The organism is Phyllobacterium sp. YR531 (genome assembly GCF_000282595.1).
Lineage (GTDB): Bacteria > Pseudomonadota > Alphaproteobacteria > Rhizobiales > Rhizobiaceae > Phyllobacterium.
Genome location: NZ_AKIZ01000035.1, coordinates 306,304 through 331,059 on the forward strand (window position 1 = coordinate 306,304; position 24,756 = coordinate 331,059).

Sequence of the window (24,756 nt, forward strand, 5' to 3'; positions counted from 1 at the left end):
CTCTCTTGCGATTTCTAGCACTTAGCAAGAGCTAAGATGCTGAAATCACATTCTCTCCCACAAAGGGGAGAGATAACGCGCGTAGCGCTTCACCTTACTCCCAATGATCAGGGATTTGCCTCACAGCGCCACGGGCAGCGCTGGTTGCCATCGCACCATAGGCACGAAGTGCGGTCGTAATCTTGCGCTTGCGCTTTTCCTCGGGCTTCCAGGCTGCTGTGCCCTTGGCTTCCATATGGGCACGCCGATCAGCAATAACGGCATCATCAACAGCAAGGTGAATCTTGCGGTTCGGGATGTCGATATCGATAACATCGCCTTCCTGCACCAGACCGATCAAGCCGCCTTCGGCGGCTTCCGGAGAAACGTGGCCGATTGAAAGGCCGGATGATCCGCCGGAGAAGCGTCCATCAGTGATGAGGGCGCAGGCTTTGCCGAGGCCCTTTGATTTCAGATAGCTGGTTGGATAAAGCATTTCCTGCATGCCGGGGCCGCCACGCGGACCCTCATAACGGATCAGCACAATATCACCAGGCTTGACCCCACCATTCAAAATACCCAACACAGCGCTGTCCTGGCTCTCGAAAATCCGGGCAGGGCCGGAGAACTTCAGGATCGACTCATCGACGCCTGCGGTTTTGACGATACAGCCATCCTCCGCAAGGTTGCCGTAAAGCACCGCCAGACCGCCATCCTTGGAATAGGCATGTTCCGCATTGCGGATGACGCCCTTTTCGCGGTCCAGATCAACATCCGCGAAGCGGCGGTCCTGACTGAATGCGACCTGTGTTGGCACGCCGCCAGGAGCCGCCTTGAAGAAATCATGAACAGACTGGTTCTTGCTGCGTACAACATCCCAGCGATCAAGCGCCGCACCAAGATTGGCGGCGTGAACGGAATAGACCGAGGTATCGAGCAGACCCGCACGATCAAGCTCGCCGAGAATGCCCATGACGCCGCCCGCGTGATGCACGTCTTCCATATGCACATTGGCAACAGCAGGAGCAACCTTGCAAAGCACCGGCACGCGGCGCGACAGCCGGTCGATATCACTCATGGTGAAATCGACTTCACCCTCATGCGCGGCCGCAAGCAGATGCAGAACCGTATTTGTTGATCCGCCCATGGCAATGTCGAGCGTCATGGCGTTCTCGAAAGCAGCAAACGACGCGATGGAGCGCGGAAGCGCAGTCTCATCATCCTGCTCGTAATAACGGCGGGCCAGATCAACAACCAGATGTCCGGCTTCAACGAAAAGGCGGCGGCGATCCGCATGGGTTGCCAGTGTCGAGCCATTGCCCGGCAAGGAAAGCCCGAGTGCCTCGGTAAGGCAGTTCATCGAATTGGCGGTAAACATGCCGGAGCAGGAACCGCAGGTGGGGCAGGCGGAACGCTCAATAGCCGTTACTTCCTCATCGGAAATGCGGTCATCGGCGGCTGCGACCATGGCATCGACCAGATCGAGCTTCTTTTCCTTGTCTTCCCAGACAACCTTGCCGGCTTCCATAGGGCCACCGGAAACGAAAACGACAGGGATGTTCAAGCGCAAAGCTGCCATGAGCATACCGGGCGTGATCTTGTCGCAGTTGGAAATGCAGACCATGGCATCGGCACAATGGGCGTTGACCATATACTCGACACTGTCGGCAATGATTTCGCGCGATGGCAGCGAATAGAGCATGCCATCATGTCCCATGGCGATGCCGTCATCGACCGCAATCGTGTTGAATTCCTTGGCGACGCCACCTGCGCTTTCGATTTCGCGCGCCACAAGCTGGCCAAGATCCTTCAGATGCACATGTCCCGGCACAAACTGCGTGAACGAATTCACCACGGCAATAATTGGCTTGCCGAAGTCCTCGTCCTTCATGCCGGTTGCGCGCCATAGGCCGCGGGCACCGGCCATGTTGCGGCCATGTGTGGTTGTACGTGAACGATAGGGCGGCATTTTAAAACTATCCTGATAGTGAATTGCGAAAGAACCAGTCTATAGAAGAACTGCTTCCCAAGCAAAGAATGGAATTTTGTTACCCGAATGAGGCTGTTTTATTGCACTCATTACATAGGGGACATCATTATCGCATGAAACGAGACGTAATGTCTCGGTTGTCACGTTAAAATCGCCGCGGGTTGTCAAAATGCCGTGAAGGTCATGGTCGTGAGCGAGCGCGCTATGCCTTGAATGTCGAGGACATTGTCATTGATGAACTTGCCGACATCCTGATCTTCGGGAATGTAAATCTTGGCCAGCAGGTCAAAGTTGCCGCTGGTGGAGTAGAGTTCCGAGACGATTTCGCGCTCGAACAGGGCAGCTGCCACTTCATAGGTTTTACCGGGAAAGCATTGCAGCTGCAGGAATACGGGTTTCATCTATATGCTCCGGAGGGACTGTTTTATCTGCCCTAGCCTATTGGGGTTGCGCGGGCAGCGCAATGTTCACCCGGTCCAAAACGCATTGCGCGCCGACTTATTGCATACTTCTAATAAAAAGTGATCAAGTAAGGGAGTGCGGGAAATACCCCATATTGTGGCGATATGGACACAACGCCAGCGAGCATGGGGTTGGTGTTGGTCTTTGCGGGTTGGCCTGTATGAATCACCATGTTATCGTTTTCTTAAGCTAGAGAGGCGAATTTTAACGATCACAGGATATGGCGTAATCATACCTGTTGGTTTGTGTCACTTTGTTTGAGTTAGGGATTTTACTGGTTGATGGACTTCAAGCGCCCACAGGCCAGTTTGTTTGCCGCCGCTTTGCTGGCTTGCTCAGCCCTCGTATCGCCTGCGCATGCGTTCGATATTTTTGGCATTCATCTTTGGGGTGAAAAGAAGGAAGACGATGCGGATTCCGTCATCGCCGACCCGCAAAAATATACGGTAGAGATCGCCAACGAAGAAAACGAAGAGACCAAGAAGCTTGTCGAAGGGGCTTCCGGTCTTTTCGCCGACAAGGAAAAGCCTGCCTCTGGCGCTGCTGGGCTTCTCGCAAAAGCCCGAGGCGATTACCGCCGTATTCTTGGCGCGCTTTATGCCGATGGCCGCTATGGCGGTAATATCAGCATCAAGGTGGACGGCCGCGAGGCCAGTGATCTGCCTCCTGATACTGTTTTGCCTGAAACTGCAACAGTGGCGATTTCGGTCGATCCCGGCCCGCAATTTCTTTTCTCCACCGCGCGCATCAAAAACGTCGCGCCGCCGCCAGTGGACAGGAAAGACATTGTCGACCTGCCGGAGAAACAGGGATTTGCAGTTGGAGAGGTTGCCCGATCAACCGCCATCGTAAAGGCTGAGCGTCTAGCCGTCGATGCATGGCGCGAGCAGGGGCACCCCAAAGCGAAGATTGTTTCGCGCGAAGTTACCGCCGATCATGACAACAGCAAAGTTGATGCGACCATCGACGTTGATCCGGGTCGCCGTGCATCCTTCGGCCAGACACAAGTTACCGGCACTGAGCGCATGGACCCGGAGTTTGTTGCTTTCATCACTGGGCTTGAACCCGGCCGGGAATATGATCCCGACGAGATAGAGCGCGCCAAGAAACGCCTGTCGCGTCTTGAGGTGTTCCGGTCTGCCCGTATTGAAGAAGCAGACGCCATCACAAGCGATGGGCTTTTGCCGATAACCGTTGCCGTACAGGAACAGAAACTGCGCCGGTTCGGCGTCGGCGGCAGCTACTCGACACTGGACGGGGCAGGCTTCGAAACCTATTGGCAGCACCGCAATCTCTTCGGCCGTGCTGAACGTCTGCGTTTTGATGCCAAGGTTGGCGGTATTGGCGGACAGTCCTACGATCCGCAGGATTACAATTACATGTTGGGTGTCAGCTTCACCAAGCCCGGCGTCTGGACTCCCGATACAGATTTCATTTCTTCGCTGATTGGCGAGCGCAAGGTACTTGATGCCTATACGCAGACATCAGTCACTGCTGAAGCCGGGCTGACCCATATCTTCTCGGACGAACTTTCCGGTAAACTGACGGCAATTGTTTCCAAGTCAAACTTTGAAGATGATTTTTTCGACAGCCGCGATTTTCTCACCGTTGGTGTGCTCGGCGGCCTGACCTATGATAGCCGAGACAGCAAGGTCGATCCCAAGAACGGCTACTATCTCGAAGGGTTGTTGTCGCCGTTCTACGAAGTCGAGTACGGCAATTTCGCCACCAAGTTTACGGCTGAAGGCCGCACCTATTACGGCTTTGGAGCCGAGGATCGCTTTGTCCTCGCCGGACGCCTGAAGCTCGGTTCCATTGTCGGTGCTGAAATTGGCGAGCTTCCGCCGGATCAATTGTTCTTCGCTGGCGGTGGCGGTTCCGTACGCGGTTATGCCTATCGCAATATTGGCGTGAATGTCAGTCGCGATGGCGATGATTATGTGATCGGTGGCCGCTCGCTTATCGAAAGCTCAGTGGAAGCCCGTGTGCGATTCACCGATACAATTGGTGCGGTGGCCTTTGTTGATGCCGGTTATGTCGGTGAAGAGTCGTTCCCGGATTTTGCCGAGGACATGCGCCTCGGCGTGGGTGCGGGCATAAGGTATAATACCGGCCTTGGTCCGATCCGGCTTGATGTCGCCGTACCGCTTGACCGGACCGATGACGACCCCAGTTTTGCATTCTACGTTGGCATAGGACAGGCGTTTTGATCCGGATTCTTGCAACCCTTCTCCTGCTTCTTATTGTTGGCCCGTCTGTGGCGCAATCACCTGCGCCTGCCAGTCCCGAAGCCGAGAAGTCGTATTTTCTGAGCTTTGTTGAAAACCAGCTTTCGACACCCAATCGCCAGATCGTGATTTCCGATATTCAAGGCGTGCTTTCCTCAGAAGCGAATATTGGCAGCATCACTGTCGCCGACCGTGAAGGTATCTGGCTCAAAGTCACCAATGCCAAGATTGTCTGGAGCCGCCTTGCATTGCTGCGTGGCCGGCTGGATATCAATACGCTGGCTGCGGACAGTATCGATGTCATGCGCAAGCCATTGCCGGATGAAAGCCTGCCATCGCCGGAAGCAAAAGGCTTCAGCCTGCCGGAATTGCCGCTGGCAGTCATTCTGCAGGAATTGAAGATCGGCCGTGTCGCTTTTGGCGATACGGTTTTTGGTCTGAAATCCGAGATTTCCGCCGCAGGTAACCTGACGCTTGATGGTGGTTCGCTCGATTCCAATCTGCAGATCAAGCGGCTCGATGGTCCCGGTGGTGATTTCAGCATCAAGGCAGCCTATGCCAATGAAAGCCAGCAGCTCGAGCTCGATCTTTCGCTGAACGAGCCAGCCAATGGTATCATGGCGAACCTTCTCAATATTGAAGGCCGCCCGCCTGTCATTATGGCTCTCAAGGGCTCCGGTCCGTTAAGTGATCTTGCTTTGCAACTGACGTTGGATGCAGCGGGGAAACGCGTCCTCACCGGCAACACCAAGATCGACAGGCAAGCCGATGGGCTTGGCTTCAAGACGACGCTGGATGGCGAAGTCGCAGCGCTGATACCACCAGTTTTCCGGGATTTCTTTGGCAATGATACCGCTCTGATATTCAATGGTGTTGTGCGGGATGCTGGCGGCTTTGCCCTTGATCGCCTCAACATCAAAAGCAATGCGCTCGTTGTTGATGCGACAGGCGAGACCACGAATGACGGTTTTTTGCGTAGTCTCAAAGTCGACGCAACGATTGCTGACCCAACAGGCAAGAAGGTTATCCTGCCCGTTGCTGGCGGACAGACCACGGTCGATAAAGCCGTATTCGCCGTGGATTTCGGCACCAATGCAAATGATGCATGGTCGAGCACATTGGAAGTCACCAGCCTGACAACAGACATGTTTGCGGCCAAGTCCGTCAATCTGGTTGCAAAGGGCCTCGCCCAGAATATTGACAGTCCGACTGCCCGCTCACTGACCTATGATGTGAATGGCGACATATCCGGCATTACAGCCAAGCGTGCGGATATTGCAGAGGCGCTCGGTGAACTCATTCAGCTGAAGATCAATGGTGACTGGAGGGCCGGTACACCTGTCAATCTCACTCAAGCTCTGGTCGCGGCTAACGGCCTCAGCGCTTCGCTGGCTGGAACGATAAACGAACTGGCCTATCGTGGCGATATCCTGGTGAAAGCCTCAAGCATTTCGCCATTCTCGGCACTTGCCGGTCGCGACATGGCTGGTTCACTAGATTTGAAAGCCAATGGCCTTGTTGAACCGCTGACCGGCGGCTTCGATCTGATGCTGGATGGCAATGCCACTGGCATGAAGCTTGGTATAGATGCGGCAGACAAAGTGCTTGCAGGCGAAACGCGGATAACCGGTGGTCTGGCGCGTGGTGAAAATGGTCTGAGTGCCAAGAACTTCAAAGTCGAAAATCCGCAGACCCTTGTTACCGCGAACGGTACTTTTGCCAGCGGTGCAGCGAATTTCGATTTCGGGCTCGATCTTACCGATCTGGCTCTGCTTTCTGAAAAAGCCGGTGGTGCGCTGAAAGTCAAAGGCAGTGCACGCGGGCAGGACAAGATCATCGCACTCGCCTTCAATGCCGGGGTGCCGCAGGGCACATTGTCTGGCCGCAAGCTGACGCAAGGCGATATCTCGTTCAATGGAACGCTGGTAGAGGATAATGTCGATGGCAAGCTTTCAGGTCTTGCGTTTCTGGACGGTATCCGCGCTGATCTGGCGACGGAAATCGCCGTGCGCAAGGATGAGAAGCGCCTGAGCAACCTGCAATTCATTGCTGGTGGAACGCGCCTGCGCGGTGATGTCACCCAAGACAAGAAAGGGTTGCTGCAAGGCAATCTGACTCTAAGTTCAGCGGATGTTTCAACTGCCGCTGCCCTCTTCCTTGTTGAGGCAACAGGCAAGGCAGATGCAACGATCGCGCTCTCCCATGAGGACGATAAGCAGAACCTCGATGTCAAAGGCCAGATAGATAGCCTCAAAGCCAATAATGTTGCCGTGGGCAAGGCTGATATCGCGCTTGTGGCACAGGATATTTTCAATGTCCCTGCCGCAAACGGCTCTGTGACGGCTGCCAATGTCTCGGCCTCCGGCATCGAGATTACAAGCCTTGATGCACAGGCCGATCAAAGCGGCAAGACGACGAACTTCAATCTGAACGCTGCCCTCAAAAATGGTGCAAAGACGTCGGTCGGCGGCGCGCTTGAGCCGACAGACAAGGGTTTCCTTCTTTCATTGGCTAAAGCGGAATTGACACGCGATAAGCTCGCTGCCCGTCTCGTCCAGCCTGCCGCAATCAATGTTGCCGGCAGCGACGTATCGTTCGGCGATATTATTCTGGACATCGGTAAAGGCAAAGTCACCGTCAGCGGCGAAGTTGCGCAGACGCTCAATCTGGCAGTCGCGATCGAGAAGCTCCCGTTGGATATCGCCAATACGATCAAGCCTGACCTTGGCCTTGGCGGTGAGATCAATGGTACTGCCAAGATCGGTGGCACGCGTGAAAAGCCTGACGTAAACTTCGATATGCAGGCCCGTTCTGTAACGGCAGCCGCATTGAAGAAGGCAGGCTTGGAAGCGCTCAATCTTGACGCTAAGGGCACCTCTACGACAGATCAACTGAATGTTGATGCACATCTGACGGGAGCGAACGGGCTTGATGCCTCGGCGCGCGGTTCCGTGCCCTTGGCGCAGGGCCAACTCGCAGTCGATCTTGATCTGAAGAGCCTGCCGCTGGCAACGCTGAATGGTATCGTCAAGGACCAGAACCTTGCAGGTGCAATTTCCGGACGTGGTCGCGTGACGGGAACGTTGCAAAAACCCAATGCTGAATTTGACTTGAAGGGCTCCGGCATATCAGCAAAGCCGTTGCAGGAAGCTGGGCTCGCACCTTTGCAGCTCAATGCGGCGGGACACTTTGCCAATGAGCGACTGTCATTGTCTTCGGCAAAGGTTGATGGACCGCAGGGCTTTACAGTATCCGCCAGTGGCGAAGTTCCGATCTCCGGCAATGGTCTTGGCATCAATGTCACCGGTAACATTCCATTGTCTCTGGCAAACCGCTTTCTTGCCGATCGTGGCACGCAAGCCAAGGGCAATATTGATGTGACTGCCAATGTGACCGGCACATTTGCCCAGCCACAGATACGCGGCATGTTTTCCGCCAATGGCGCAGAGGTGATTGATCCGGAAGCCAATTTGCGCCTCCAGCGCATCACCTTGCTCGGCAGCATGGAAGGTACGACGGTCACGATCCGTACTCTGACAGCAGGGCTTTCGACGGGCGGTACTGTCAGTGCGACGGGTACGATTTCGACCGATGCAGCGGCAAACTTCCCGGCAAATATCGATATCAAGCTCGACAAGGCGCGTTATGCGGACGGAAATCTCGTCGTCGCTACGGTGACAGGTGCGCTTGGCGTCAATGGCCCGCTTACCCGTGATCCCGTTATTGCTGGCAACATTAATATCGACCGCGCCGAAATAACTGTTCCGGAAAATTTCGGCGGTTCGTCAGCAGTCATCGATGTAAAGCACAAGGACCCTTCAAAAAAGGTCCAGCAGACATTGAAGCGTGCCAAGGCTGATCAGCGCGAAGTTGCCACACCAACTGCACGGCCAAGTGTTGTAAAGCTCGACATCAACGTCACCGCACCGAACAAGATTTTCGTGCGCGGTCGTGGTCTTGATGCGGAAATTGGCGGCTCGGTCCGGTTGACCGGCCCGGCAACAAACATCCAGCCCGTCGGTGGCTTCGACCTTATCCGTGGCCGTCTGGGCATTCTGGGTCAGCGCATTACCTTCACGGAAGGTCAGGTGACACTCGTTGGCGATCTTGATCCTGAGATCAATTTCGTGGCCACGACGCAAAGCAGCGATATTACCGTCAGCGTGACCGTGAAGGGCCGCGTATCGGACCTGCAGATCGTGTTCTCCTCGCAGCCGGAATTGCCGCAGGATGAAGTGATGGCGCGCCTGATCTTCAACCGCTCAATCAGCGAGTTGACGCCGCTGCAGATAGCCCGTCTGGCAACTGCTGCTGCTGAACTGGCTGGTGGTTCAAATTCGTCGCTTATTGATAGTCTGCGCAAGAGCACGGGCCTTGATGACCTTGATGTCGTCACCGACAGCGAAGGCAATGCAGGCGTGCGTGCCGGACGCTATATCAGGGATAATATCTATCTGGGTGTCGAAGCCGGTGCCGGTGGCAATACCAAGGGCACGATCAATCTCGACATCACGCCCAACCTGAAAGCCAAGGGTGCCGTTGGCAGCGATGGCGATTCCGGCGCGGGTCTGTTCTTCGAAAAAGACTACTAAAAGCATTCCAATAAAAGCGCGAAGCGGTTTTACGTTCGGAGAATGCTTTAAAAGGAATAAGGGCGGTGCTTCTGCACCGCCCCTTTATTCGTTTCAGGCCCGTACTGGCAGCACCGGCAGCGGTTCTGCACGGCCAACCACGAACGCGTAGTTGAATGCACCAATGACGGCGACACCGGCAGCAAGTGCAAAAGACGGAATGTAGTTGCCACTGAAAACATCGAGCAGATAGCCGAACAGGAACGGGCTGATAATGCCCGCGATGTTGGACGCAAAGTTCTGGATGCCACCGATTGACGCGACATGGTGTGAGCTTGGCGCAACGTCCGCTGGCAGTGACCAGATGGCAGTCGCCGCAACGGCAAGGCTGCTATAGGAAATGGCCAGGAAGATCAGCGCCATGTAAAGCGAAGTCACCATTGCCGCTGGCAGAATGGCCGCCCCGCCGAGCAACCCCCCAACCATGATGATCTTGCGGATTGTCGTCACGTCGGCACCGTTGCGTATTGCGCGATCTGCCCAGATGCCTGCTGCCCATGCCGCAGCAACTGCCGTAAGGCCGGGGATCATGCCAAAGGTGCCGAGTTCTGCCAGATTGAGGCCACGTGCATTCTTCAGATAATCCGGGAACCATGTCAGGAAGAAATAAATGACGAAGTTCAGGCAGAAGAAGCCGATCATCATGCCCCATATGGTGCGATAGCGGAAAAGATCGCGCCAGCGGATTTTCACAGCTTCCGCATCGTCATTGTCTTCCGTGCGTCCGCCATTGTCGGTGATGTATTGACGCTCAAGATCGTTTGCGCCGGGGTGATCTGCCGGGTCGCGGTACATCATGTACCAGAAGAACGCCCAGACGAGGCCGAGTGCACCGAGGATGATGAACGAATAGTGCCATGTGGCCAGCGCGATAATGCCGGTGACGATGGGCAATGCCAGAACAGTGCCGACGCGTGAACCGGAATCGATGACTGCAGTGGCAAAAGCTCGCTCGCTCTTCGGAAACCAGCGAGAGGCGGCCTTGGTTGCGCTGGGATAGGCTGGTGCCTCGCCCGCACCCAATGCAAACCGCATGCCGAAGAAGCCCCAGAATGTGGTGGCGAGCGGCGTGAGGGCCGTGAACACGGACCACCATACGGCTGCAAGCGAGAAAGACCGGCGGGCGCCAACCTTGTCAGTGAACCAGCCTGCGATCAGCATCATGCCATCATAGGCCCAGAAGAACGCACCAAAGATCAGGCCCTTTTCCGCATTGGTCAGGTTGAGCCCGAGTTCAGCATCGATATAGGGCAAAGCCACGCTCATATTGGCGCGGTCGAGATAATTCATCGTCAGGCCGAGAAAGCACATCGCCAGAATGATGTACCGGACCTTGCTTGCTCCCGCCGGAGCTTTCTGTGGGGGGTGGGCAGCTTTGGTAGCTGAGGACATTTTGTATCTCCCTTTGCCGCATCGGGCCGAAACCAGCGGCATCGCATCATGCAAAAGTTGCGTGTGGCAACTTAACCATTTGTACGGATGTTCCTTGCGAAACGAGGTCAGCTAACAAAGTGCCGGCACAACCGTACCGGCACCTTAATAGCTATAATGATTTATACCATCAGGAAGTTCAGGCCTGCACAACCTGCTGGCGCTGTTCGCCCAGCCCTTCAATGCCCAGCGTAATGATGTCGCCTTCCTTGAGGAACACATTCGGTTTCTGGCCAAGGCCAACGCCGGGAGGTGTGCCTGTCGAAATGATGTCACCTGGATGCAGGCTCATGAACTGCGACAGGTAAGAGACAAGATACTTCACGCCATAGACCATCGTTGCGGATGTGCCATCCTGATAGCGGTGACCGTTAACTTCCAGCCACATCTTCAGGTCCTGCGGGTCCTTGACTTCATCCTTGGTAACGAGCCATGGGCCTGTCGGTCCGAATGTGTCGCAGCTCTTGCCCTTGGTCCACTGGCCCTGACGCTCCGCCTGGAATGCGCGTTCGGAAACATCATTGATCAGGCAATAGCCTGCCACATGATCCATCGCTTCGTCTTCGCTGACATATTTGGCATGTTTGCCGATGACAACGCCAAGCTCGACTTCCCAGTCGGTCTTGACCGAAGTGCGGGGAATTTCAACATCATCATTCGGGCCAACGATAGCAGAGGTTGCCTTCATGAAAATGATTGGCTCCGGCGGCACTGTCGCGCCGGTTTCGGCCGCGTGATCGGAATAGTTCAGGCCGATGCAGATGAACTTGCCAGTTCCGGAAACGCAGGCGCCGTAGCGTTCAACTTCGACGATTGGCAGCGAAGCAGGGTCAATGGCAGCCAGCTTCTTCAGGCCTTCCGGAGAAATCGCATCGCCGGCAATATCCTTCACATGCCCTGAAAGATCGCGGACTTTGCCGTCCTTGTCGACAAGACCGGGCTTTTCCTGGCCAAGCGGGCCATAACGCAAGAGTTTCATTGGTCAACCTTCTCTTCACTGGTGAGTAGTGGCCTAGTATGTAGCACGGCCACCGGAAATGTCGAATACTGCGCCCGTCGTGAATGAACATTCTTCACTGGCAATCCACGTTATCAACGAAGCAAGCTCTTCAACCTTGCCAAAACGCTGCATGGGAATCTTCGAAAGCATGTAATCGATGAACTCCGGCTTCAATTGCTGGAGAATCGGCGTGTCCACTGTCGCAGGCGTTATCGCATTGACGGTGATTCCATCGCCAACAAGCTCCTTGCCGAGCGATTTTGTCAGGCCGATCACTGCTGCCTTGGATGCACTGTAGGCAGAGGCATTGGGATTACCTTCTTTGCCAGCAATGGACGCGACATTGACGATCCGGCCATAGCCATTCTTCTGCATGACCGGCACGACAAAACGATTGCAGTAGAACAGGCCGTGTAGATTGATGTCGAAGACACGCTTCCACTGATCGATAGGGTAGTCGGCAACTTTGGCATTAGGCCCGGTGATGCCAGCGGAACAGATCAGCACATCGATCTTGCCGAAGGTCGAAACAGTTTCCTGTGTCGCTTTGTCGACCTGATCAGGATCGGACACATCCAACCTGACGCCATGCGAAGAAGCGCCCAACGCTGCTTTCGCCTCATCGATCTTTGTGGCATCCATATCCCACAGGCTGACCGTGCCGCCTTCTGACACGATCCGCTCTGCTGTCCGAAAACCTATGCCGGAAGCACCGCCGGTAATGACTGCATGCCGTCCTTCATAGCGCCGTATGGAATTCGCCATGCTTCCTCCGCTCTATCTGTCTGACGTATTGTCCTGATCCTAGTGATTGTCGCGCGGCAGGCCCTTGGTCTGGGCAATTCGCTGGTAGCCAACGGCTGGCTTCAGCACCATACCTTCATCAAGCTGACCGACCATGCCACGCTGGATTTCCTGCCAAGGGGTCTGGCTGGCGGGGTATTTATAACCACCGGCAGCGAGCAGATCATCCTTGCGCTTCTGCAGTTCCTCATCGTCGATGAGGATGTTTGCGGTGCCCTTGTTGAGGTCAATGCGCAGATGATCGCCCGAACGCACCAGCGCAAGACCGCCATTGACCGCAGCCTCTGGCGAAGCATTGAGGATCGACGGCGAGCCGGAAGTTCCGGATTGACGGCCATCGCCGAGGCAGGGAAGCGCATGGATGCCCTGTTTCAGCAGATAGGCCGGAGGTTGCATATTGACCACTTCAGCCGCACCGGGATAGCCGATAGGCCCCGTACCGCGCATGATCAGAATGCTGTTTTCATTGAGGCCAAGCGCAGGATCGTCGATCCGGTGATGATAATCCTCAGGTCCGTCAAATACTTCGGCAATGCCTTCAAAGGCTTCTAGATCGTCAGGATTGGAAAGATAGCGCTCGCGGAACTCGTCAGAGATAACGCTGGTCTTCATGATGGCGCTATCGAAAAGATTGCCCTTGAGGTTGATGAAACCCGCCTTCTTTTTCAACGGCGCATCATAGGTCTTGATGACATCGGTGTTGAGGTTTTCCGCATGTTCGCAGTTCGAACCGATACTCTGACCATTGACAGTCACAGCAGATGGATGCGGCAGCTTCCCGGCCTTCATCAACTCCGCAACGACGGCGGGCACGCCGCCCGCGCGGTGGTAGTCTTCGCCGAGATATTCACCGGCGGGCTGCAGATTGACCAGCAGCGGCACGTCATGGCCGATTGTCTGCCAGTCATCATTATCCAGCGGAATATTCAGATGGCGGGCAATGGCATTGAGATGGATTGGCGCATTGGTGGAGCCGCCGATAGCCGAATTGATAACGATGGCATTTTCGAATGCGGCACGAGTCATGACATCGGAAGGCTTCAGATCTTCGCGTACCATATCGACAATACGCTTGCCGGTATCATAGGCAATCTGTCCGCGTTCGCGATAAGGCGCGGGAATAGCTGCGCCACCGGGCAATTCCATTCCAAGCGCTTCTGCCAGAGAATTCATGGTTGTTGCCGTGCCCATCGTGTTGCAATAGCCCACGGATGGAGCGGAAGAAGCAACGATATCCATGAACTGATCATAATTGATTTCGCCGGAAGAAAGCTTCTCGCGGGACTTCCAGACGATCGTGCCGGAGCCTGTGCGTTCGCCGCGATGCCAGCCATTCAGCATGGGGCCGACAGAGAGGGCGATGGCGGGAATGTTCACTGTGGCAGCGCCCATCAGCATGGCCGGGGTGGTCTTGTCACAACCGATTGTCAGCACAACACCATCGAGTGGATAACCGAAGAGAACTTCAACAAGGCCAAGATAGGCAAGGTTGCGATCAAGCGCGGCACCCGGACGCTTGCCGGTTTCCTGTATCGGATGGACTGGAAACTCAAAGGGAATGCCGCCCGCAGCAATAATCCCATCGCGCACACGCTTGGCCAGTTCAATGTGGTGACGGTTGCAGGGCGAAATGTCCGAGCCGGTTTGGGCGATGCCGATGATCGGCTTGCCGGACTGCAATTCGCCACGGGTGAGGCCGTAATTCAGATAGCGCTCCAGATAGAGCGCTGTCATCCCCGGATTGTCAGGATTGTCGAACCATTCCTGCGAGCGAAGTTTTTTCGGGGCTTTGTTGGTGGTCATTTTTGAGAAGGCTCCTGGGGGGTCTGGACCAGCCAAGCTGGTCGAAATGGTATGAGGCTTTTCGTTTGGATAGGAGGAGAAAAGGCGATGGCAATGTTTATCCATTGTAGAGCCTTTTCGACAAAGTAGGCGGGCGAAAAGACCATATCCTCCGGACGCCGAGACGGCTGCAAGCTGCAGTGTCGAACCGCTCGGCCGGGGGGAAGGCCCCGCCCTTCGCATTTCTCCTCGCATCTTTTTGCCGTTTCAGGCGCTATTTCGATCATATTGGTTGGTCCAGACTCCTGTTATTCCTTGACCGCGCCGGTCATGGAAGAAACGTAATAATCGACAAAGAACGAGTAGAGGATAACAACGGGCAGCGACCCGAACAGTGCGCCCGCCATCAACGAACCCCACTCGAAAACATCGCCTCGCACCAGCTCTGTCAGCACGCCAACCGGCACAGTCTTGTTCTCAGAGGATTGAATGAAGGTGAGTGCATAGATGAACTCATTCCACGACAATGTGAAGGCGAAAATGCCTGCAGAGATCAGTCCGGGCACGGCCAGCGGCAATATGACCCTCACCAGAATCTGCCAGCGGGATGCACCATCCACAAGAGCACTTTCCTCAAGTTCAAAAGGGATCGAGCGGAAGTAACCCATCAGCAGCCATGTGCAGAATGGAATGAGGAAGGTGGGATAGGTGAAGATCAGCGCAAGCTTGGTATCGTAGATACCGAATTTGAACACGATCACCGCCAGCGGAATGAACAGGATTGAAGGCGGCACCAGATAGGCGAGGAAGATCAGAAGCCCGACCGGCCGCGAACCGGAGAAGCGGACGCGTTCAATGGCATAGGCGGCAAAGACTGATGCAGCCAGTGAGAGCACAGTCGCACAGACGGAAACCACGATCGTGTTCCACAGCCAGCCGGGATAGGAGGTTTCGAACAGCAGATATTTGATGTGATCAAGTGTGGGCTTTACCACCCAGAACGGACTGTAATTGTTGTAATCAGTCAGCTGGTCATTGGGTTTCACCGCTGTGATTGCCATCCAGTAGAACGGGAACAACAGCACGATTATGAAAACCAGAAGTGGCAGGTAAAGCACGACGATGCGCCGCGGCAGCCGGTTGAGATAGCTCATGCCCTGCGCCTCGTCGTTGAGCGGCTGGACTGTCGTTTGTTCGGAAATGCTCATTGTCGTTCTCCCTCCGCTCAATCTTGTCCGCCCTGTTGCCATTTGCGGCGCTGAAGGCCGAAAAATGAGAACAGAATGGAAGCGAGGAGGAACGGGATCATGGCAACGGCAATGGCTGCACCTTCGCCAAGTTGCCCGCCGGGGATGCCACGCTGGAAAGATAGCGTTGCCATAAGGTGGGTAGCATTAACCGGACCGCCTTTGGTCAGCACGTAGATCAGCTGGAAATCGGTGAAGGTGAACAGCACCGAGAAGGTCATGACCACCGCAATGATCGGTGTCAGCATCGGCAATGTGATGAAGCGGAAACGTTGCCAACCTGTTGCGCCGTCAAGTGATGCGGCTTCGTGCAGTGACTGCGGGATTGTCTGCAAGCCTGCAAGCAGCGAGATTGCAACGAAAGGAATGCCGCGCCAGACATTGGCGGCGATCACCGAAGCGCGTGCATTATTGGGATCACCAAGGAAATTGATTGGTCCGTCGATCCAGCCGAGCTGCATCAAGGACCACGAAACAATTGAAAACTGCGCATCGTAAATCCACCAGAAGGCGAGCGCGGACAATACTGTCGGGACGACCCAGGGCAGGAGGATAATGGCGCGGAAGAATGATTTGAAAGGCAGGTGTTCGTTGAGGATCATCGCCAGCCAGAGCCCCAGCCCGAACTTCAGCACGGATGCGATAAAGGTGTAGAGGACCGTATTGTAGACTGCCATCCAGAAGACGCTGTCATTGGCCAGAGCCTGATAATTTTCGAGGCCGATGAATATGCCATCGCGACCGATCTTCGCATCAGTGAAGCCGAGCCAGACACCCAGTCCGAGCGGGTAGGTGAGAAAGCATATGAGGAATACTGCTGCAGGCAGCATGAAGAACAGGCCGACCGCAGTGTTGCTGCGGGCCATTGCGCCAAAGCCAGAGTTTCGTTTTGCAGTCGGCGTCATTGTCATCGGATATCTCCGGTTGCGTCGGCTTCGAATGTTAAAAGAAAGCCTTCCGCCGCGTTCCGGCGGCGGAAGGCTTTTACTGGTTAGGTGGCGTAGTAGCGGTTGGCGCGCTTTTCCGCCTGTGCAATGGCATCCTCTGCCGTCATCTGGCCGGTCACTGCTGTGGCATACATATCGACCAGTACATAATCCGCCATGACACCTGCGGATGCTGTTCCGAGCGGTCCGGCAAAGCCATTCGGGCGAAGTGTTTCGGAAGCGCGTGCATAGGCTTCATGGATCGGGTTGGATTTCCAAACCGGATTGGCAGCAAATTCCTTGAGCGGCTGGCAACAATAGGCGCTGGCCCCTTCAATCCACGAATTCATGTTCTCGGCTTGATACATGAATTGCAGATAGGCTTTTGCGGCTTCTGGATATTTAGTGTGTTTGAAAATCGAAATGGTCGAGGTTTGATGCAGTTCGATTGACTTGCCGACCGGGCCGATAGGCAGGTTGGTCGAGCGCATATCTTCGGCAATATCCGCCATGGATGGATCTTTCTTGGCTGCATAATAGGCCGAAACGCCATTTGCGGTCAGCGATACCTGCCGTGCAAGGAAAGCGCGGTTATTGTTGACGTCCTGCCAACTTTCAGTGCCCGGGATGAAGGTCTTGTAGAGTTCCTGAGCATACTTCACCGAAGCCAGAGTTTCAGGGCTGTTGATGACAACCTTGCCGCTCTCGTCAACCATCATGCCGCCATGGCTCCAGAGCAGCCAGTGGGCATAATTGTTGCCGTCGCCCACTGCCTTGCCATGGGGAAAACCAGCCGGTGTGCCCTTGGCCTGCAGCGCCTTGCACAGTTCAAGAAAGCCCGCCGTATCCTTCGGAAACTCCTGAAAACCGGCAGCTTTCATGTGGCTGTCGCGATAGATGACCGCATTGCCGATGGCGCAGAGCGGAAGAGCGATAAACTTGCCGTCGCGCTTGGCATAGCCTTCAAGACCGGCATACCAGCCGCCATGAGCGCCGCCGAGATATTCGCCAAGCTCGGTCACGTCGATCAGTTTGTCGGGATATTGCTGAGGATCGTCAAACCAGCTCATGACCATATCTGGACCGGAGCCGACATTGGCAGCAACAGCAGCCTTCGGGCGCACGTCCTCCCAGCTTTCCTTGTCGACGCGCACGGCAACGCCTGTGGCGTCGGTGAACTTTTTAGTATTGGCCAGCCATGCAGCTTCTTCTGCTGGCACGAATGGAACCCAGCGCAGCAGGCGAAGCGTAGCGCCTTCTTCAGGCTTGTAGGCGGGCGCTGCGGCTTGCGCAAAGGCCGGTGTCAGGCCAAAACGGTTCAGCCCGGCGGCGGCGACTAGTCCGGCGGATGCGCCGAGAAGATGTCTTCTATTGATGGTCATTCTTGCTCCTCCTTGGTTGTAAAAGGCTTCTGAAATGCTCCCACATTTCAGGCCATGACAGTGCCGGGGCTTTATGACGAAGACCTGCTCCCGACCGGCAGGCACCGCTTATCAAAAGGCTCTAGACCAGCCGCTTGCCAGTCTCCGCATCGAACAGATATGTTGCTTCCGCGTGGATCGACAGACCAACTGTCTCGCCGGGCCTGGCGCTGATACGCTGGTGGAAAACGCCGGTGACGAGGTCGCCGCCAACGCGCATGATCATCTGGGTTTCGGAGCCGGTAGGCTCGATAACGACGACTTCGGCAGGAATGCCACCTTCGGCAATGGTCATGTGTTCCGGCCGCAGACCGTAGACCAGTGCACGTCCCTTGGCACTTTCCGGTGCCTTGGCAACGGGCAGTTCAACGCCGTTATCAGTCTTGAACTTGAGCGCGCTGCTTGGATCAAGCTTGCCTTTGATCATGTTCATGGCAGGGGAACCGATGAAGCTGGCAACGAACAGGTTGGCTGGCTGATCATAAAGCTCAAGCGGAGCACCGATCTGCTCGACCAGACCGTCATGCATGACGACAATTTTGTCGGCCATGGTCATGGCTTCGATCTGGTCGTGCGTAACATAAACAGTCGTGGTCTTCAGCCGCTGATGCAGTTCCTTGATCTCGGCGCGCATGGCGACACGCAGCTTGGCATCAAGGTTGGACAAAGGCTCGTCGAAAAGGAAAACCTGCGGATCGCGGACAATGGCGCGGCCCATGGCAACCCGTTGACGCTGTCCGCCGGAAAGCTGGCGCGGGAAGCGGTCAAGCAGCGGAGTCAGCCCGAGGATTTCCGCCGCAGGCTTCACGCGCTTGTCGATCTCGGCCTTCGAGGCACGCTTCAGCGTCAGCGAGAAAGCCATATTGTCGGCGACAGTCATATGCGGATAAAGCGCATAATTCTGGAACACCATGGCGATGTCGCGTTCCTTGGGCGCAAGGCCGTTCACGACCTGGCCGCCGATTTTGATTTCGCCTGCGGAGATATTCTCCAGCCCGGCGAGCATCCGCAGCAGCGTGGACTTGCCGCAGCCGGAGGGCCCGACAAGGATGACGAATTCGCCATCTTCAATCTTGATGTCGACACCCTTGATGACGGGGTGCGTACCGAATGATTTTCGTACGTCGGCGAATTCAACCGATGCCATGCGCTCTCCTCCAGGAATTATATCAGGCGGCACTTCTCCCAAAGTGCTGCCCTATGATTTATCCGCGTCCGACCAATGGCATTTTCGTCGCCATGATCGTCATTGTCAGTACATTCGCGTCCAGCGGCAGGCTTGCCATGTAGACCACCGCATCTCCAATATGATGCGCCGGTATTGTCGGCTCGCTGGCAATCTCGCCATTGGCCTGTATGACGCCGCCCGCCATTTTTGATGTCATTTCAGTCGTGGCATTGCCGATATCGATCTGACCGCAGGCAATATCGAAAGGCCTGCCATCCAACGCCGTCGATTTCGTCATGCCGGTTACGGCATGTTTTGTTGCCGTATAGGGTGCCGTGTTGGGACGTGGGGTCTGGGCCGAGATTGAACCATTATTGATAATGCGTCCACCACGGGGCGATTGCGCCTTCATCAGCTTCATTGCCTGCTGTGTGCAAAGAAACACACCGGTCAGGTTTGCGCCGACAATTGCGTTCCAATGCTCGAATGTCAGTTCTTCCATGGCAATGTTCGGAACATTAATGCCTGCATTGTTGACCAGAAGGTCCAGTCGGCCAAACTCGCTTTTGATCGCCTCGAAAAGCGCTGCGACGGAGTTCGGATCGCTCACATCGGCGGTGATGGGTTTGACTGCGCCGCCGGTCTCGGTTGCTAAAGTCTTGGCCGCATCTTCAAGCACATCCTTGCGTCTGCCGGAAATCACAACCGTATAGCCAACGCCCAGCAAGGCAGTGGTGATTGCCTTGCCAACGCCGGTACCGCCGCCTGTCACCAGAGCGATTTTGCCTTTACCTGAATCGATCACACTCATGCTGGAATCTTTCCGCCCAATTCATCGTCAATATGAGCCTTGATGATGTCGTCAAAGGCGGTCTCCGCCTTGAAGCCGAGCTTGGCCGCGCGCGATGTGTCAAAATCCGTAGCCCAACCGGCAACGATCTTCTGGATTGTTGCGTCTGGTTCACGCCGAATAAGTTTTACGGCCCTGTCACCGGCCACACGCTGCAATGCGGCGATCTCCTCTCCGACAAGCGCAGAAAGCCCGGGCATGGAAAGATTGCGCCGTGGCCCTACTTTTTCGAGATCCAATGTCGCGGCATGAATGAAGAAGCCGACTGCGGAGCGTGGGCTGGCAAACCAGTGCCGAACATTTTCATCGACTGGAAGAATGGCTTCCTGCCCCGAAAGTGGTTCGCGCAGAATGTTGGAGAAAAAGCCGGAGGCGGCCTTGTTCGGCTTGCCGGGGCGAATGCATATGGTTGGCAGGCGAATGCCGATACCGTCAAAGAAGCCTCTGCGGCTATAGTCGGAAAGCAAAAGCTCGGAAATGGCCTTTTGCGTGCCATAGCTTGTGAGCGGTGTCGTGAAAAACTCGTCGCCGATCTTGTCCGGAAAGGGCGTGCCGAAAACAGCAATAGAAGAGGCGAAGATGACGCGCGGTCTGTAAGGCTCGCGCTGTCCCTCAATCCTGATGGCTTCAAACAGGGAGCGCGTACCGTCAAGATTGACCTTATAGCCTTTTTCAAAATCGGCCTCTGCTTCACCGGAAACAATGGCCGCAAGGTGAAAGATCATATCAGGGCGAGTGGCGATCAGTTTTTCTGGGATACCGGGGTCTGAAAGGTCTGCTGCGATCGTGTTGGATATGCCGGCAAAGGCCGCTGGTGCCACCGGTTCAAAAACATCAACCAGCGTCAGTTTGTCGATATCGGACCCAAGCGCGCCCGGATTGGCCGCGATCTTGTCCAAAAGCTTGCGGCCAACCATTCCGGCTGCACCGATCACCAAAACATGCATATGCGGTATTCCTCCCTGCGAAGCCCCTCCCGGGCTAAAGGCAATTCCAGAAAAAGTAGGTGCCGGTTTTCCGTCCGGAATCATGACAACAGAATTGATGCGAACAGTTCTAATGTTAGCGCTGTCATAAAGTTATGCACACTGACTAGCTTTCATCAAGTATTTTATGGTAGCGCTGTCATTATTCTTTAGAAATGCCTTGGATGGGACACCATGGCCCGCAAACGCAACGCTAATCGAAACGCCGGTACACCGACCTTGGCTGATGTTGCGCGGCTTGCGGGCATGAGCGAAATCACGGTTTCCCGCGTTGTTCGCAATCAGGGTCCTATCGCGGATGCAACGCGAACCCGCGTTCTCGCTGCAATCGCCCAGCTTGGTTATATTCCCAATCGCGCCGCAGGCAGCCTTGCCTCCGCTGCCTCGACACTTATGACGGTAATACTGCCATCCCTGTCCAATATCGTGTTCCCGGACGTGCTGCGCGGCATACACACGGCGATTACCGAAACAGCGTTTCAGCCGGTTATCGGCGTCACCGACTATGATCCACTGATCGAAGAGCGCATTCTTCTGTCATTTCTGGCTTGGCAGCCTGCCGCAGTCATTCTCGCTGGATTGCATCACACACCCACAGCGCGAAAGCATTTGGAGCAGGGTAGGTTTCGCGTTGCCGAACTGATGGATATTGATGGTGATCCCGTCGATATTGCTGTGGGCATGTCACACCGCCAGGCTGGCTATGAAACCGGACGCCATCTCATCAAGCGAGGATACCGCAAGTTTGGCTATGCCGGGCATATGCTGGTTCATGATGATCGGGCCAAGGCGCGTTATGAAGGCTTGTGCACTGCTTTGCAGGAAGCGGGGCTTTCGCTGGTTGCGGAAATGCGCTCGCCCGGTGGCGGCTCGACAATTGCCGGGCGTGAGCTTCTGGAAAAACTGCTTGCCGCGCATCCCGATCTGGATGTCGTGATCTTCCCAAATGATGATATGGCCATGGGCGGTATTTTCCATTGCATGCATGCGGGCATTGCCATCAAGGAGCGGCTAGGCCTTTTCGGCTTCAATGGTTTGGATATCGGACAGGTCATGCCTCTGCCGCTCTCCACGATTCTGTCAAAACGATTTCTGATCGGCAAAACCGCTGCAGAAAAACTGCTGGAAAGCCGCGAACGCCCGGCAGAAAAAACAATCATCAATACCGGGTTCGATATTATCGAGGGCGGAACGGCTTAGTTGCATCAACTTCATGCGTGGTTCGCCCTCCTGAGCTTGTCGAAGGGCGAACCACGCACAACGCCAATGCATTCGATATACCCGATTTATCCAATCCGGTGAAAACTTAGCCGGTTTCGCTTCTGCCATGATTGACATATTGTTGTTTTCGTTTTCGTATAGAACTCACCAAAACGAAAATGAAAGCTTGTTCCATGTTTCTTGCTCCCCGGCATGCCGAAATCCTGGAGATGGCCAAGGAGCATGGTCGTGTGCTGGTCGATGATCTTGCGCTGCATTTCAATGTGACCCCACAAACCATTCGCAAAGACCTCAATGATCTGTGCGACCAGCGGTTTCTCACCCGTATTCATGGCGGTGCATTGTTCCCTTCAGGAGTGCAAAATCTTGAATATGAAGCGCGGCGGCTGATAGCTGCCAGCGAGAAGGAAGCCATAGGCCGGGCCGCCGCAACGCTGATCCCGGATAATGCTTCGCTCTTCGTCAATATAGGCACCACAACCGAAGCGGTGGGGCAGGCGCTGCTTGACCGCAGAGGTATGATGATCATCACAAATAATATAAATGTTGCCAATAGGTTACGTGTTTACCCGGATATCGAGGTGGTCATTGCCGGCGGTGTCGTTCGTGGATCGGATGGCGGTATTGTCGGCGAAGCGGCAGTGGATTTCATTCGCCAGTTCAAGGTCGATTTTGCCGTGATTGGAACCTCGGCAATAGATAGCGATGGAGCTCTGCTCGATTTCGATTTTCGCGAGGTCAAGGTTGCGCAGGCGATCATGGCCAATGCGCGCCACGTTATCCTTGTTTCGGACTCAACAAAGTTCGAGCGAACGGCACCAGTGCGCATAGGACACCTTTCGCAAGTCAATACATTCATTACAGACCGCTGCGAAAGCGAGGCGATACGCCAGATATGCATCGATGCGGACGTTCGATTGATTGAAACCTCTGTCTGACACACCTCTTGTGCGTTCTTCAGTTGCGCGCTATAGTTCATTTTAGTTTCGTATTGCTTTCGAAATTTCAGCACTTTCCTTTCGCAGTTGCGAATTGATGGTGCGATGCGAAATGAGGGTGGGGAAAGATTTGACTGGCCAGGTTTACGATATCTTCGTCATAGGCGGCGGCATCAATGGCTGCGGCATTGCGCGTGATGCAGTGGGTCGCGGCTATTCGGTTTTCCTTGCCGAGATGAATGACCTTGCCAGCGGCACATCCTCCGGTTCGACCAAGCTTATCCATGGCGGTCTGCGCTATCTCGAACATTACGAATTTCGCCTTGTGCGCGAGTCATTGATGGAGCGTGAGGTTCTTTGGGCCTGTGCCCCGCACATTATCTGGCCAATGCGTTTTGTATTGCCGCATCACAAGGGCTTGCGTCCAGCATGGCTGCTGCGGCTTGGTCTTTTCCTTTATGATCATATTGGCGGGCGCAAGAAGTTGCCCGTCACCCGTACATTGGACATGACCCGCGATCCGGCTGCAAAGCCGTTGAAATCGCTCTATACAAAAGCGTTTGAGTATTCCGATTGCTGGGTTAATGACGCCCGCTTCGTTGCGCTCAATGCACGAGACGCTGCCGATCGCGGTGCGATTATCCGCACGCGCACTAAGGTCATCAGCGCTGTAAGGGAAAGTGATCACTGGACCCTTACATTGCAGGACAGCCTGACCGGCGCAAAGGAAGAGGTGCGGGCGAAGCTTGTGGTCAATGCTGCCGGCCCTTGGGTGGATGAAGTGTTGACTGGCGTTGTCGGCAGCAACAATGCGCATAATGTCCGTCTGGTGCAGGGCAGTCATATCGTCGTGAAAAAGAAGTTCGACGATCCGCGCGCCTATTTCTTCCAGAATACTGATGGCCGCATCATCTTCGCTATTCCCTATGAGCAGGATTTCACCCTGATTGGCACAACCGATCAGGATTATCATGGCAATCCTGCCGAAGTGAAAATCAGCGATACAGAAATCGATTATCTCTGTGCCGCAGCCAGCGAATATTTTGTCGAGCCGGTCAAGCGTGAAGATGTAGTCTGGACCTATTCCGGCGTGCGTCCGCTTTACGATGATGGTGCATCCAAAGCGCAGGAAGCCACCCGGGATTACGTGTTGAAGACCGACGCTCCGGAAGGTCGTGCGCCAATCCTGAATATCTTCGGAGGCAAGATCACCACATTCCGCCGGTTGTCGGAACATATGCTTGAAAAGATCGAAGATCAGCTCGGCAAACGCGGCAAGCCATGGACTGCAACAGGCACTTTGCCCGGCGGCAATTTTGCTGTGACGGCTTTTGATAGCGAGTTGCAGAAGCTGAGGATAGATTATCCATTCCTTGATGCAGCGCATGCGCGTCGGCTTTTCCGGCTTTACGGCACAAAGGCCCGTACTTTGCTTGGTAATGCAAAGTCTCTTGGTGATTTGGGTAAGCATTTTGGATCGGATTTATACGAGGCTGAAGTGCGCTATCAGATAGAGCAAGAATGGGCACTGACCGCGCAGGATGTACTGTGGCGCAGAACCAAGAAGGGCTTGCATCTAAGTGCCGATGAGGCTGGGGCTCTGGATCATTTCATGGAAGGCGCAGTCGACAGACGGCGCGCTATTGCTGCAGAATAAATATACCGTTGATGCGTGCTGAAAGCGCGTGTCGG

17 protein-coding genes are annotated in these 24,756 nt (G+C 55.0%); 5 read left to right on the plus strand and 12 right to left on the minus strand.

Annotated elements, in window-relative coordinates; all coding sequences use genetic code 11:
* Window positions 1-94: 94 nt before the first annotated feature.
* Window positions 95-1,948 (minus strand): dihydroxy-acid dehydratase, encoded by a 1,854-nt coding sequence (gene ilvD / locus PMI41_RS19275; protein ID WP_008127660.1) that lies wholly within the window; start codon window positions 1,946-1,948, stop codon window positions 95-97.
* Between the two features lie 185 nt (window positions 1,949-2,133).
* Window positions 2,134-2,370: an Lrp/AsnC ligand binding domain-containing protein gene (locus PMI41_RS19280; RefSeq protein WP_008127661.1), complete on the minus strand. Its 237-nt coding sequence runs from the start codon at window positions 2,368-2,370 to the stop codon at window positions 2,134-2,136.
* Between the two features lie 342 nt (window positions 2,371-2,712).
* Between PMI41_RS19280 and PMI41_RS19285 the strand changes: the two genes are divergently transcribed.
* Together PMI41_RS19285 and PMI41_RS19290 are read left to right on the plus strand one after the other, a co-directional pair.
* Window positions 2,713-4,641 (plus strand): autotransporter assembly complex family protein, encoded by a 1,929-nt coding sequence (locus PMI41_RS19285; RefSeq protein WP_008127662.1) that lies wholly within the window; start codon window positions 2,713-2,715, stop codon window positions 4,639-4,641.
* The gene (locus tag PMI41_RS19290) at window positions 4,638-9,251 is read left to right on the plus strand and encodes a translocation/assembly module TamB domain-containing protein (protein WP_008127663.1); all 4,614 of its coding nucleotides are present in this window, start codon (window positions 4,638-4,640) and stop codon (window positions 9,249-9,251) included. Before PMI41_RS19285 ends, PMI41_RS19290 begins: the two co-directional genes overlap by 4 nt.
* A 93-nt stretch (window positions 9,252-9,344) precedes the next feature.
* Here PMI41_RS19290 and PMI41_RS19295 read toward each other — a convergent pair whose 3' ends face one another.
* The 10 genes from PMI41_RS19295 to denD form a co-directional block, all read right to left on the minus strand.
* On the minus strand, window positions 9,345-10,682 hold the full coding sequence (locus tag PMI41_RS19295; protein ID WP_008127665.1) for an MFS transporter: 1,338 nt from the start codon (window positions 10,680-10,682) through the stop codon (window positions 9,345-9,347).
* 178 nt (window positions 10,683-10,860) lie between these two features.
* Window positions 10,861-11,700, minus strand: a complete 840-nt coding sequence (locus tag PMI41_RS19300) for a fumarylacetoacetate hydrolase family protein (protein WP_008127666.1) — start codon at window positions 11,698-11,700, stop codon at window positions 10,861-10,863.
* A gap of 33 nt (window positions 11,701-11,733) precedes the next feature.
* Window positions 11,734-12,486 (minus strand): SDR family NAD(P)-dependent oxidoreductase, encoded by a 753-nt coding sequence (locus tag PMI41_RS19305; protein WP_008127668.1) that lies wholly within the window; start codon window positions 12,484-12,486, stop codon window positions 11,734-11,736.
* A 39-nt stretch (window positions 12,487-12,525) separates the two neighbouring features.
* On the minus strand, window positions 12,526-14,328 hold the full coding sequence (locus PMI41_RS19310) for an IlvD/Edd family dehydratase (RefSeq protein WP_040855845.1): 1,803 nt from the start codon (window positions 14,326-14,328) through the stop codon (window positions 12,526-12,528).
* Between the two features lie 287 nt (window positions 14,329-14,615).
* Window positions 14,616-15,515, minus strand: a complete 900-nt coding sequence (locus PMI41_RS19320) for a carbohydrate ABC transporter permease (RefSeq protein WP_008127670.1) — start codon at window positions 15,513-15,515, stop codon at window positions 14,616-14,618.
* Window positions 15,516-15,532: 17 nt separating this feature from the next.
* On the minus strand, window positions 15,533-16,465 hold the full coding sequence (locus PMI41_RS19325; protein WP_008127671.1) for a sugar ABC transporter permease: 933 nt from the start codon (window positions 16,463-16,465) through the stop codon (window positions 15,533-15,535).
* An 80-nt stretch (window positions 16,466-16,545) separates the two neighbouring features.
* The gene (locus tag PMI41_RS19330) at window positions 16,546-17,862 is read right to left on the minus strand and encodes an ABC transporter substrate-binding protein (RefSeq protein WP_008127673.1); all 1,317 of its coding nucleotides are present in this window, start codon (window positions 17,860-17,862) and stop codon (window positions 16,546-16,548) included.
* Window positions 17,863-17,983: 121 nt separating this feature from the next.
* Complete coding sequence (gene ugpC / locus PMI41_RS19335; RefSeq protein WP_008127675.1) at window positions 17,984-19,048, minus strand: sn-glycerol-3-phosphate ABC transporter ATP-binding protein UgpC; 1,065 nt, start codon at window positions 19,046-19,048, stop codon at window positions 17,984-17,986.
* Between the two features lie 58 nt (window positions 19,049-19,106).
* Window positions 19,107-19,880, minus strand: a complete 774-nt coding sequence (locus tag PMI41_RS19340) for an SDR family oxidoreductase (protein WP_008127676.1) — start codon at window positions 19,878-19,880, stop codon at window positions 19,107-19,109.
* Window positions 19,877-20,866, minus strand: coding sequence for a D-erythronate dehydrogenase (gene denD, locus PMI41_RS19345; RefSeq protein ID WP_008127677.1), 990 nt, complete (start codon window positions 20,864-20,866; stop codon window positions 19,877-19,879). Before denD ends, PMI41_RS19340 begins: the two co-directional genes overlap by 4 nt.
* Before the next feature lie 213 nt (window positions 20,867-21,079).
* Between denD and PMI41_RS19350 the strand changes: the two genes are divergently transcribed.
* The 3 genes from PMI41_RS19350 to glpD all read left to right on the plus strand — a co-directional run bounded on the left by PMI41_RS19350 (window position 21,080) and on the right by glpD (window position 24,721).
* Window positions 21,080-22,105, plus strand: a complete 1,026-nt coding sequence (locus PMI41_RS19350; protein ID WP_008127678.1) for a LacI family DNA-binding transcriptional regulator — start codon at window positions 21,080-21,082, stop codon at window positions 22,103-22,105.
* A 194-nt stretch (window positions 22,106-22,299) separates the two neighbouring features.
* Window positions 22,300-23,064, plus strand: coding sequence for a DeoR/GlpR family DNA-binding transcription regulator (locus PMI41_RS19355; protein ID WP_008127679.1), 765 nt, complete (start codon window positions 22,300-22,302; stop codon window positions 23,062-23,064).
* A 130-nt stretch (window positions 23,065-23,194) separates the two neighbouring features.
* On the plus strand, window positions 23,195-24,721 hold the full coding sequence (glpD, locus tag PMI41_RS19360; RefSeq protein ID WP_244423977.1) for a glycerol-3-phosphate dehydrogenase: 1,527 nt from the start codon (window positions 23,195-23,197) through the stop codon (window positions 24,719-24,721).
* Window positions 24,722-24,756: the final 35 nt, after the last annotated feature.